Origin of the sequence: uncultured Nostoc sp. (assembly GCF_937863485.1) — a bacterium.
GTDB lineage: Bacteria > Cyanobacteriota > Cyanobacteriia > Cyanobacteriales > Nostocaceae > Nostoc.
The window spans coordinates 1-11,612 of the sequence record NZ_CALMFY010000221.1 but is presented as its reverse complement, the minus strand read 5'-3'; the positions used below and the strand labels follow the sequence as shown (position 1 = coordinate 11,612).

The 11,612-nt window shown below is 41.0% G+C and carries 10 protein-coding genes and 1 pseudogene; 6 read left to right on the top strand and 5 right to left on the bottom strand.

Annotation, left to right across the window (positions count from 1 at the left end):
* Both Q0541_RS30590 and Q0541_RS30585 read left to right on the top strand, forming a co-directional pair.
* Window positions 1–370 (top strand): annotated as a pseudogene (locus Q0541_RS30590) (replication-associated recombination protein A); the annotation flags it as partial.
* On the top strand, window positions 370–1,263 hold the full coding sequence (locus Q0541_RS30585; RefSeq protein WP_298920041.1) for a hypothetical protein: 894 nt from the start codon (window positions 370–372) through the stop codon (window positions 1,261–1,263). The pseudogene Q0541_RS30590 and the gene Q0541_RS30585, both read left to right, overlap by 1 nt.
* A 159-nt stretch (window positions 1,264–1,422) precedes the next feature.
* On the opposite strand, the gene Q0541_RS30580 is transcribed toward Q0541_RS30585, so the two are convergent.
* Entirely contained in the window at window positions 1,423–5,265 is a 3,843-nt protein-coding gene (locus tag Q0541_RS30580; RefSeq protein WP_298920039.1) for a hypothetical protein, read from the bottom strand.
* A complete protein-coding gene (locus Q0541_RS30575; protein ID WP_298920035.1) occupies window positions 5,198–5,560 on the bottom strand; it encodes a hypothetical protein in 363 nt (120 codons plus the stop codon). The genes Q0541_RS30580 and Q0541_RS30575 overlap by 68 nt, the downstream gene beginning before the upstream one ends.
* Before the next feature lie 321 nt (window positions 5,561–5,881).
* Here Q0541_RS30575 and Q0541_RS30570 point away from each other — a divergent pair, with 321 nt between their 5' ends.
* Window positions 5,882–6,688 carry a hypothetical protein gene (locus Q0541_RS30570; protein WP_298920032.1) on the top strand — a complete coding sequence of 269 codons (807 nt, stop codon included), beginning with the start codon at window positions 5,882–5,884 and terminating at the stop codon, window positions 6,686–6,688.
* Between the two features lie 69 nt (window positions 6,689–6,757).
* Here Q0541_RS30570 and Q0541_RS30565 read toward each other — a convergent pair whose 3' ends face one another.
* Window positions 6,758–7,978: a ParM/StbA family protein gene (locus Q0541_RS30565; RefSeq protein WP_298920030.1), complete on the bottom strand. Its 1,221-nt coding sequence runs from the start codon at window positions 7,976–7,978 to the stop codon at window positions 6,758–6,760.
* A gap of 180 nt (window positions 7,979–8,158) precedes the next feature.
* Window positions 8,159–8,413: a hypothetical protein gene (locus Q0541_RS30560; RefSeq protein ID WP_298920028.1), complete on the bottom strand. Its 255-nt coding sequence runs from the start codon at window positions 8,411–8,413 to the stop codon at window positions 8,159–8,161.
* A 208-nt stretch (window positions 8,414–8,621) separates the two neighbouring features.
* On the opposite strand from Q0541_RS30560, the gene Q0541_RS30555 reads away from it, so the two are divergent.
* The 3 genes from Q0541_RS30555 to Q0541_RS30545 all read left to right on the top strand — a co-directional run bounded on the left by Q0541_RS30555 (window position 8,622) and on the right by Q0541_RS30545 (window position 10,845).
* Window positions 8,622–8,993, top strand: coding sequence for a hypothetical protein (locus Q0541_RS30555; RefSeq protein WP_298920025.1), 372 nt, complete (start codon window positions 8,622–8,624; stop codon window positions 8,991–8,993).
* Between the two features lie 815 nt (window positions 8,994–9,808).
* Window positions 9,809–10,564, top strand: a complete 756-nt coding sequence (locus Q0541_RS30550; protein WP_298920023.1) for an IS982 family transposase — start codon at window positions 9,809–9,811, stop codon at window positions 10,562–10,564.
* Window positions 10,565–10,629: 65 nt separating this feature from the next.
* Window positions 10,630–10,845 carry a hypothetical protein gene (locus Q0541_RS30545; protein WP_298920020.1) on the top strand — a complete coding sequence of 72 codons (216 nt, stop codon included), beginning with the start codon at window positions 10,630–10,632 and terminating at the stop codon, window positions 10,843–10,845.
* A 586-nt stretch (window positions 10,846–11,431) separates the two neighbouring features.
* Here Q0541_RS30545 and Q0541_RS30540 read toward each other — a convergent pair.
* Window positions 11,432–11,612 (bottom strand): hypothetical protein (locus Q0541_RS30540; protein WP_298920018.1); only part of this gene is annotated, 181 nt, incomplete at its 5' end.

The window sequence follows — 11,612 nt, the reverse complement described above, 5'->3', positions numbered from 1 at the left end:
TGAAGCCTTTGACCGAGTAGGAATGCCTGAAGGTCGTTATCATTTGGCACAAGCAACACTATATTTAGCAACAGCCTCGAAGTCAAACAGCATTATGGGCTTTTTTGATGCACTAGCAGCAGTGGAGCGAGAAAAAGAAAAAGAGGTTCCTAATCACTTAAAGGATGCAAATCGAGACAAAAAAGGATTTGGACATGGGCAGGGTTATCTTTATCCTCATGCTTACCGAGACCACTGGGTAGCACAGCAATATTTACCAGCCAGCCTACAAGGGCAAGTATTCTATCAGCCATCAGCCCAAGGTAAGGTCGAGAAAAAGAGATTAGTATACAAGTCTCACGTCGCCGCGAAGCCCAACTTGCTGCATTGATGGAAGGCAGTGCTGTTGCGCCGTTAGAAATATTGACCTATGGAACTGGTGATAGAGCTAGTGAACGTTGGTTGCAGCGTACACTTTCTCAAGTGGGTACACAGTTGGCAACCCTTCGAGAGCGTATTTTTGATTTAGCTCAATTGCAACGTCATCATTTGGTGCTAGATATCAATGCTGGAACTGGTTTCTTAACTTGGGAGGCAATAAGACAAGTTCCAGAAGGTGGAGTTTATGCCTGTGTTCGCACCAACACTGATGCTAATGCCTTACACGAACAAGCAGCAGCACTCAAAGAACTAATGCGTCCAATAATTTTGACTGTGCCAATATCTGAACTGCCTCCAATAGTAGCAGACCTTGCACCAGATTTGCAATTTGATTGCATTATTGGGCGTAATACCTTAGTGTCGGAACCTGATAAATTAATAGCTGCCCAAAATATAGCCCAACTAATACCTTTAGAAGGAAAGCTAGTATTAGCAGAGACTGTACCACGCTATACTCAAAGGTTGTATCGTTTACTTGAGCCATACTCGCTAGATGCCAAGTTATACAAACGATTAATTGCCGCAGAAGAAGCAATCTACGCTAATCAATTAGACCCCATGCTCAATTGGGATGCTGATGATTTACGTGATGCTTTTGCATCAACAGGGCTGATAGTAGATGTGGTTGTTGAGCAAAATTCGACGCAAATGTACATCAGTAGTGCTTTTCTGGAGCGTTTGTTTACTACCAATGGTAATCGACCAAGTTACGCAGAACGTCTTGCCCCAAATTTCACCCTAGAAGAATTAGAAAATCTCAAAGCGATATTTACCCACTATTTGCTGAACCAAACAATTAATTGGGAAAGTGCGATCGCTTTTCTCAAGGCTAATAAAACTTAAACATTAGCAGATCAGAAGATGTATCTACTCAAGGCATCCGAGTGCGCTACACCACAAACAAAGGCAATTTATATGCTGTTTTGCTTGATACCCCTATCAATCAGACGCTGACTCCTGAATCCTGACTTCTTCTTCAAGGAATTGACATGATTTTTAAGATTAACTTTGTAACTCTACTTCCTGCCTTTGATTCTTCGTTCTTATCTTATCTATCTGACTATTCGCGTCCTCAAAAGTTTGCAATATCTGTGGAGTTAGTTTATTAGTCTGCACCTGACCAGATTGCAAGTTTAAAATTACCTCACCATTTTTCTGCGAAATAGTTAAATCTCTCTGCTGGGTATTGAAAGCCAAGTCATAAATCTTTCCTTGGACTTGAGTGCCATTTTCATTAGACTTACCCCAGACCATGCCAATCCTTTGAGCAATTTGAGTCAGCCGACTGATGGCTTCAAGCTCAAATGTATCTTGATTCATTACTGTCAACGCTTCGGCTGACAATTGCTCACCAGCTTTAAACCCATTAGCCACTTCTACAATGCGTTTTTTGTAATTTTCCGACTTCCCTAACTTATCGGCGGCATTGTACCAATTTCTCAAGTCATCAATCTTAACTGTTGGGCGGTTCTCTACACCAATAGGTTCGGGTTTCACACTATTAGTAATGTCTGATGTAGGAGGCGTAGTGGAGAGTGGCAAATTTATAGATTGGTTAGGTGGGGATTGTGCTGTTTGAGATGGAGGTTTCAAAAATTGTGGTCGCGTGGGCAGAGAGTTAACTTTTTGTTGATATTCAGCACTCTTATCAATCACATCTCCAAATTTCTTAGTCATACTCTCCAAAGTTTTGGGAGGAATTGAACTACCGACTAAGTTAAATACTGCCAATCCCTTTTTAGTTTCTGGCATGACATTTTCAGGTGTCACTTGAGAATATACAACATTTTGAAGAGTGAGCCATTTAGTTACAGCTTCAACTTTATGATTGTCAACCGCCATGCCCATTAGCCCCAATGTTCTGTCTTTTGGTGTGGTGAACAGGAATGTGGGACGTTCTTTAATTTGGTGTAGAATTTTAGCACTACTATTAATCATCTCCTGTTGTTGGGGATTAACTGATTGAGTCCCAAAAACTTGAAATTCCTTTGTCCATTTCTGGGGATATTCAACGGTACTGGGGTCAATTTGGGCATACACTACCGAAAAATTACTTTGAACAATAGCGGGTGCGGGTGTAAGTTGTCCGGTTTTGAGTAGTCCAAGCTGTTTGAGCGCATCTTTATCTTTTTTAAAATGTAATACTCCCAAGGGTTCACCATTGAGAAATACTGCATCTCTAGTTTTTAAAGGTGGCGTTTCGATAGTCAGTTTTTGGTAATCTCGATCCGAGAATGACTGACCAGAAAAATCATAAAAGTTGATTTTATTGATTTTGAGGAGATTACCATTTGGGGACTCACCCAGCACAAAAGCTTGATCTCCAGCTTCGGAGATAGAGGTAAGTTTTAATTTGAGGGGATTACCATTTTTTAGGTAATCAACTTGTTTTAACTGTTGAAGAGAATCGTTGTCTAACTCGCCCAGAGTCAAAGCATCTAATTTAATTTTTACTGTTTTGTCAGGAATCAGTACAGTGCCAAATTCTAAATTTACTGCTTGGTCGTTAAAAACAAGTCCTGCGTAAGAGAAGTTTTTAAGTTCGCGGATGGTAATGTCAATCGGCTGGTTTCCTGGTAGTCCAATAGTGGCCTTAGCAGTAGCAGGTTCCACGCCAATGAAATTAGCTTGCGCCTTTGTGCCAATTGGTAACATTCCAGTTCTTGTCTCCAGCATGGCGAATTCTTTATATTCGCCGTCAGTATCCTGTACAAACAACAGTCTGGAAACGTGGCGTTCATGTCCCGGTGGGTGATGAGAGGCTCTGATTTCTATGGGGTGTTTTTCGTCTGGTTTCCACTTTCTGCCCAAAAATTGATTTGCTTCATTATTGAGTGTGAATAACTTCGGTTCGCTAAATTGCAGATCCTCCAAGCGGGAGATAATTTCGTTTGGGAAAGCAGCAAAGGCAAAATTGGAGACTTTTTTAGAGATCGCTCCTGGGTCGGTGTTTTCTTTTCTTGCAACTTCGAGTTCATCTTGACGAGATGCACAGATGTTCCAGGCAGCCGCAGCAGCAGCAAGTTTGTCTGATTCTGGGATCGAAGCGTAAAATGCTTGTGCCGCTTCATTTGCCTTGCCGAAAAGTAATTTAATTTGGCTTTTGGTAAGTTCTGGTTTAAATTCTGTGACTTTAGCTCCCTGCATGACTACCCCCGGTTTGAGGTTGTAGTCAGTTACTGACTGTTGGCTAATTGTCCCCAGCTTGCGGTATGCGGGTTTCCCATCATTTCCTATCTCACCATTAATTTGTGCAACTGCTAATAAACGATGGGGGCGTTCTTTAGTTCGCCATTTCTCTGGAATTTCATCTAGGCGAATATTAAGTGTCTGAGCTTTCCAAATCAGAGGATGTCCGTAACGGGTGAGATTGCCAATTTCGAGTTGCGTCCCTTGTGGAGTTTGGATGGTTGCTGATGGGCCCTTCTCGGTTTCTCTGAGTCGCTCCATACGTACCGCAGCGTTGAACTTCAGATCAAACTCGTATTTGGCGGCAACTGCTGCAAATTTCTGCTGTGGTGTAAATTCTACTCCTTTGAACAAATCTTTAAACTGGACTATGGGACGCGATTCTAACTGTGATTCTTGGAAATATTTATTGGTTTGGCTAATCAATAATTCTACTGGTGAGTAGCCCTTTGGTGTTATCCCCGTGTTTAAATAAACTGAACGCGACTTTTTATCTTTAATATAATTAACATCACGATACAAGTAGCGGCTGTTTTCCCTGATTAAACCCATATCAGGTTTTTTAGCACTTTTGAATAAATCAACCGCTATTTGGTTTTGATAACATCCCTCACCAATCATTTCTCGGTACATCAGGCGATTCTCGTCCATCGCCTGTTGAATAATCTCTGGCGTTCTGTTAGGATTTTCTGCTAGAGCTACAACAGATTGCATGAAGGGTTTGTACTCTGCTCTAATTGGTTTGGGCTTCTCGTCATGTTCCTGTTCAAATAAACTTTGATAGTGGCTAGATACTTGGTCTAAATATTCTGATTTTTGTTCGATAGTGCCGTAAGTTTTAAGTACCTCAATTTCCGACTCTAAAGCCTCCAGCGCTGTCACTTGATTGTTGATTATGCCTACGCTGATGCTATCGCTCATGTGGATAGCTATTTCTTCAAAGGGGGGTTGGGTTCCGTCTTCTCGATAAAAAGATTGTTTTTTGAGCTTGACTGTAGGGGCATAAGCGAATTCTTTTTGGTTCCGGTATTCAGCTTCGGCTGTGAAATTGGGATATTTACTAGCTAGTGCCACACCAATGCAGTCACCATCAAAATCTCGTGCTTGCCGCTCTGATTCTGTTTCGAGGGGTGCGACTTCGTTGGTCTTAAGTCTTGCTAAAATGCGTTTATGGTCTTCGTCATTGACGACTATAATTCCTTTGAGATTTGCCCCATCTGGAGCTAGTCTATCTTCAACAAGTTTATTGGTAGATACACATAAACCATTAGAGTTGAGGAATGGAGAACGAAAATTAAGAACCTTTTCACCATCATCCATCCAAGGAACACAGATTTCACCATTTTTCAGTTCTTTAGATGGGATAATCATTCCTCGGTCAAAGGTTAAGGTTCTCCCAAGTGCTATATCTCTCCACTCACTTTGGACGAATTTACTCAGTTCTTGTTTGACTTTTTCAGTTTCTAAAAGCTGATTATGTCCCCCAACCAAATCAGCCTTCATGAGTTTATACATTAACAAATCATCTTTCGGAGATTCATTATTTTCATCGGTTGCCTCGTATTCTCCATTTTTTCGTGAAATCCTTTTAATGAGGTTGAACAGCAGGTGGGTTGACAACAGCCGCCGATGGTTTGATAGAGCGAAATGCCCCATTAAAAAAGGCAATCATTCCTAAGATGGCGAAGGCTGTAATGATTACTCTTTGCAATGAATTGAATGCCGAGCGTTCTTTGATTACTTCAGCCCACATTACTTGCAGTTGGTCTTGTGTTGTTTGCTTTGAAGCTAAATAATAAAGAGCTTCAATACAAGGCGATATATCTTCCCCTTGTTGAACCTTCTGATACAACAGATTTTCTAGTCGCTCTTTCTGTTGAGGGATAGTAAATGAGTCTGTTGCTTTTTGAGGGTGTGTACCGTTGTGGGTTGGTAATTTTAGTTGTTGCATGATTTTTTCATAGTTAAAAAATTGGTGTAAAAGAACAATCTCCTACACCAGATTCTGCAAGTGAAACCGTGAGTTATATGGTTCTTCCAGACAGAGTTTATATTTTCTGTTCTCATAAAATCAATTGGCTAAGGTACGGAAAAAAACAGTACTTCAGTCTATAGAAAATTTAGTTTATTTATGGTAAAGCTTGAACTCAATATCTTGACTTCGAGAGTTAGATAAATAATCTATTGTAGGTATTAGAGATAGTGCATCTATCTCGAAAGAGTATTTACAAACGCTGCGCGAAGAATTAATGAAAATCTTGCACAGCTAATTATGACTAAGAAAAATTTTGCAGCCGCTCAAGCCGTTGAATTGCACATCGGCAATTATCGGTTTGATGCGATCAGAATAGTTGAGACGAAAGAGTATCGGATGTCTCAAAATCATATCCTAGAAACAATCGGTATAAATAATAACTGGTTAACCAGGTTACAGTTTAGCTTGCCTCGTGTGAACAAAACCCTTATGGAGCAAGGCTTAAATCACGTTACAGTTCCTGCGGAATATACGGTTAAAAATACAGTTACGCGTGCTGTAACGTGGTCATTGAAAGATGTTCGGATCATCTGGCGTTACTTTGACAAACAAGGGAATCATCAAGCAGCAAAACTCGTTGATGCACTTGCTGAAGACTCACTCACGAGTAGATTCGAGCAAGTATGGGGTGAACAACGCACAGTTGAGCAATGCCGGATAGATGATTGTCGCATTCTTTCTACGCCCTGTCCTTGGACAAAGATGTTTGAAACTGAGTTTGAGGAGAATTTGGCTCGGATTAGTAAGCTGCATAAAAAGCACATCAAGAATGGCTTGTACTATTGGGAGTTCATTTATAGTTGGATGACACCAGAGGAAAAAGCCAAACTCGACATTGTTAATCCCGTTCTTATAAATGGGCGAAGGAAGTACAAAATTCATCAAATGCTTTCCCATGAAACAAAAGAGAGATTATCCCCACACGTCACATCAGTGCTGATTTTGATGAAGTCAGCCAATTCGGTAGCAGAACTGCGGCGGTTAATGCAGAGGCAGTATGGAGTAGACCAGCCTAATTTATTTGATGGCTGGGATATAAGATAGTTAGCTTTATCGGGAGCGATCGCTCTTATATGCTTTTGTACCACAAGAGCGATTGCTCCTAACTCCGGGCTAAACTCCAGGATGCATGGTCAAAAAGCCGTTTTTCTGCCAAACTTCTTTGGGTGGTGTGGAATTTTGTACAGATGGGGATTGATGATAATCTGGAACTAAATCAGTTTTACGTTGGTAGCCAAAATTGTGGTCTAAAATCTTGATATAGGTAATGTGTGCAGTCCAGACATCAGCAAGTCTGTCGTCCAAACCTTGAGTATCAAGACGTTTAGGCATCTCGACATTGCCATTCCAAACAATGGGTATGCCCTCTTTTTCAAAATGTTGAGTTAATTCCTTACGCACAAACTCAGCAGTCCCGCCGCAAATGATAACTTCATCCAATACGGCAATATTTCTAATCCACCGAATTAAGGCTCGACAGTAATCACCTCGGACATCTAGTAAAACCGAGTTAAACAACTTTAAATCAGATTCAACTCCAGCAGATGTGGCTTTGCGTGATAACAACTGTAATGCATTCTCTTTGCCCAAGTTTGCTGACACTAAAGCTTTTGGTATACGTAAATCATCCTTTGATAGCCCAACAGCAGTACGCTCTACAAATTGCTGTACTAGCCAATTCATCCCCAACTCTGTAGATTCAGCCTTTGCAGGATTACCTTTAGTTGAAACAAAAAAACTAGCATTCCGGTAACCCAACATCAACAAACCAATACTTTTTTGCCCAAACAATGCCCCCAAAGTGCGACTACGGTAAGCCATAATCCCACTTCCCTCTGAAGCTACGTAAAAATTATGTAGGTTAAGTTTTAACTTGCCTGTTGGTGTGACAATTCCTTTTCTCAACGCTGCTGACAGGTTCTTGCTCAAATCCTTGCCGTCCGACATTTCTCCTGGCGGTAGCAATAATTGCACAGAAGCATCAACACCTTTACTCAAGCCCAATTGACAACAAATTTTCCATAACAATCCTGCTATTTTTGGTAAAGCATAGTGATATTTCAAATCCCTAAGTCCTGGTGTGCCAGCAAAAGTATTTTTAGCTAGAGCGCCCAAGACATAATACTCATCACCTATTCCTACCCAAGTACAGTTTCCTGACAAATGAGTAATTGAGTTTTTTCCGACATCTGCAATTTCTGGCTCCATTGCTATTACCATCGGCACACCCGAAGGATATATCTGAACAATTACCTTGCTCTGACTCCCACCTAAATCAATGGACACAGCTACCCTTGTGTAAACAGGTGCAATCTCTTTTTTTTGCGTATTCATGAATTGTTCTCAACTACTACTCGACATTAAATAGGTTGTTAATCTGCTTTATTAGACTTGTCGGGAAATAAGAGCAACGCGAAAAAGTGAGATCATCGTGAAAAGAGCAGGGGAAGCAGAGGGAGTGAAGATAAGTTGATAGTAATTTTATATACAAAATTAGCGATAAATACACTTATTTTATCTCCCCCTGCCTCCCCTGCTTCCCGATCTCACTGTTAGAGCATTGCTCACATTGTGGGGTCTGGAGTGGGAGCGATCGCGCCTCTGTCGCTGTCCAATACCCGCCATGCGGCCACGCCGCCACATCACATATGCCAATAACCGTACTGACGATTTTGTGCGATCGCCATGAGGGTGAATTTTGGCGGCGGGGTGGGAAATAACAGATGCAGCAACAGCCGCCGTCGTTAAGCCAGCTACGCTGGTAGTCAAGGAACCGGAACCTATCCCACTATTCTAAAAAACCCTACTTCTGTTTGTAAAATGTGCTTGAAAACCTTGATTTTTCATTTTCAGTTCTCAATAAGCTTAAGCTTTTTACCACAAATTTTATTAATAGGATAGGTTCCGCTATTTTTTCGGAATTGGGTTAATTTAATTTGTATCTATCAAACAGCTATTAATTTAATTTGTAGAATATATGTTGAACTTCAAAAAATCTGCCGTATTGCTTGCTCTGTTACCAGTTATTACCCTTTGGACTCAAACAGCTAATGGTGAAACTCTAAAGACTAAAAACTTCAACGTCAAAATTACCAGAAACTGCCCAGAAGGATACGTAACTTGCAACAATGTTAAATACTTTGGCAAGAATTTAAAAACTGGTAAATCGATTAGTCTGACTGGCAAAACTATCCACACAACTGGTGCCGATGGTGTTACGCCAGGACGGTTCCTCGGTTACGAGTTCCGCAATCACAACTATCTTTATCAGGTGAGAGCAGATGGCACTTTACTAATTTATCAAGGCAAAAAACTGATAGTTAAAGAGCAAGGGGCTTTGACATATTAAAAATCATCCCCCTTTAGGAATTTTGCCAAAGGGCTGGGCGCAATGATTTTCTCTAAGAATTTTGGGGAAAGGAGAGGAGTGATGCCGAACGCGATTGCGTCTCCAAGAGTTGGCGGCAAGCTACGCCAAACTCCGCGCTAGTGGTCATAAGAGTTATGCCCTAAACTTTTCAATAAGCATAACTGCTGAACGCATTCCACAATAAAAATATTCGAGTTGCGATCGCATGAAGGCAGTGAGCTTGGTGCGATCGCTCCCTATCTGCTTGTTCTAACCCAGTTGAGGAAAATCAGAGGTAGACAGTAGAGAAGCGGATGGTGCGCGAGATTTTTACCCAACGGACAACAGAAAGTTTTTTACGGTGATGATTGCTGGAAATAAAATTATCACTCAGTTGGGAAAAATCGGTAATTCAATCTCAAGCGATCGCGATCGCACTTTGGCCCAACGTGAGTTCGACGGATAGAAAACGGCAAAAAGCTTGCTAGATATGAAACATGAGAAACTGGGTAGGTGTTGCGATGACGCGAAGCGCCCGCCGGAGCCGATCGCTAAGATTGATTGAGAATGAGCAAAAAAGGCACAAAAAAACGCCGAGACTAAAAATATCTAAGAAAAATTAGGGTCTCGGCTATGTATAGCATTGTATCTCGCCCGGAGGCGGAGCGTCTCCGGCTCCGCTTGATATCGAACAAATCTTCTGTGACGTAGATGATTTTTGTAACCAGTGGGAGAACTTATGGCAACAAGTACCACAGTTACCATCCACAAAGGGAGAGCGTCGTAGTTACTCAAAGATGCATTTATCAGAAGTGATGACAATCGCGATTGCATTTCATGGTAGTGGTTATAAGACTTTCAAAGAGTTCTACACGTTGCACGTGCTACAAAGTTGGCGTAGAGCGTTTCCAAATTTGGTCAGTTACACAAGATTTGTGGAACTCATGCCCTGGTGTTTAATGTTATTGTGTTGTTTTTTGCATACACGGACAGGAGAAATTACAGGGATTATTTTTATTGATTCCACGCCGATAAATGTGTGTCACAATTGCCGCTCTCACGCCCATAAAGTTTTTAAAGGGTTAGTGAAATGGGGGAAAAATTCTGTGGGTTGGCACTTTGGGTTTAAACTTCATTTGATTATCAACGACAAAGGAGAATTGCTAGCATTCAAACTAACTCCGGCAAATGTTGATGACCGTAAACCAGTCTTAGATATGACTAAAGACTTAATTGGTAAACTTTTTGGAGATAGAGGATATATCTCGCAAAAACTATTTGAAGAGTTATACAAACGAGGTTTAGAGTTAGTTACTAAATCTAAAAAGAAGATGAAAAACCGTTTGGTAAAACTGATTGATAAAATTCTTTTACGCAAACGGGCGGTAATTGAGTCTGTCAATGACCATCTCAAAAATATGTGTCAAATAGAACACTCTCGGCATCGTAGTGTGTTTAACTTTTTGGTCAATTTGATGGCTGGTTTGGCTGCTTACACCTACTTGCCCAAAAAACCGTCGATTGATATTTACCCAAAAGATTTGCCTGCACTACCTCCTGCCGTTTTCTAACCGTCGAACTCACGTTGGCCCAATAGCTGCTAAAGATTGCACTCAGAATTTATCGGGGGAAGCTCATGAACAACCAACCGAATCACAAAAACCTTAATCCACAAGAAACGCCATGTCCTATCTGCGGTTCACAAAATTTTCTTTGGGGTCGTACCGTTGGAGAATCAGTAAGTCAGTGGGTATATTTCCGTGCTGATGGGGCTGGGTGGGGAGAAGGCGAAAAGCTACGGGCGCGTAAATGTAGAGATTGTAACAATGTTCAGTTATTTACGTATGATTAACTGATAAGTAGCCACCAGTGAGTAAATTGTAGTCAAATACTTGGCATTACTTACCCATCATAGGAGAAATATTACGCTACATTTTACCTCTTTCCCCTTTAATCTTTCCTCTTTACCCAGTCCGAACCCGGCAATCAATTTTGGCGGGGCAGACTAATAGTGTAGTTAAATGGTATTTTCGGCATACTCAAGTACAAAACTATACCTTTTGCAACTTTGATAACATCCTCTAAGTAACAGTTAATTAGATGGTTTATTTTTTGAGAAATTTACGGTAGTTTGTCTTTAGTGGAAGTAAACACTACCTAATATCAAAAGAAAATTAATTATGCTTAGATTACGGGCTGTATGGTTCACTCCGGTAGCTGCCGCGCTTTCGAGTTTTGGACTAGGTACAAAAAAAGTAATGGCGCAGATACAATACCCATTTTCAGCTATCTACAATTCAGAAACTACTCTTGAACCGATTGCAGGAAACATTTTAAAAATAACCATATACTCAACAGCAATCCGAAACGGCGGGTAATTTAAGTTTAAAAGTAAGTAACAGAGTATTCAGGATGATTGAGGATTTTTCTAGAACCAATTACTGCTCAAGAGAAATATTGGCCGAGTAGATATACCATCTACGTTGCTTTGGAGTTGAGCCAGGAACGTTATTGACTCGTCGCAGCTTATAGCTACCACGAAAACGCTGTGGAGTTCCATTGCTACGGGAGCAACGCGATTTTGTGAGGTTGGACAAAAAAGGTGCGATCGCTAATAAA

Coding starts and splice junctions, on each gene's coding strand:
- Q0541_RS30585 (WP_298920041.1), top strand. CDS start 370: ATGGAAGGCAGTGCTGTTGCGCCGTTAGAAATATTGACCTATGGAACT.
- Q0541_RS30580 (WP_298920039.1), bottom strand. CDS start 5,265: ATGGGGCATTTCGCTCTATCAAACCATCGGCGGCTGTTGTCAACCCAC.
- Q0541_RS30575 (WP_298920035.1), bottom strand. CDS start 5,560: ATGCAACAACTAAAATTACCAACCCACAACGGTACACACCCTCAAAAA.
- Q0541_RS30570 (WP_298920032.1), top strand. CDS start 5,882: ATGACTAAGAAAAATTTTGCAGCCGCTCAAGCCGTTGAATTGCACATC.
- Q0541_RS30565 (WP_298920030.1), bottom strand. CDS start 7,978: ATGAATACGCAAAAAAAAGAGATTGCACCTGTTTACACAAGGGTAGCT.
- Q0541_RS30555 (WP_298920025.1), top strand. CDS start 8,622: ATGTTGAACTTCAAAAAATCTGCCGTATTGCTTGCTCTGTTACCAGTT.
- Q0541_RS30550 (WP_298920023.1), top strand. CDS start 9,809: ATGACAATCGCGATTGCATTTCATGGTAGTGGTTATAAGACTTTCAAA.
- Q0541_RS30545 (WP_298920020.1), top strand. CDS start 10,630: ATGAACAACCAACCGAATCACAAAAACCTTAATCCACAAGAAACGCCA.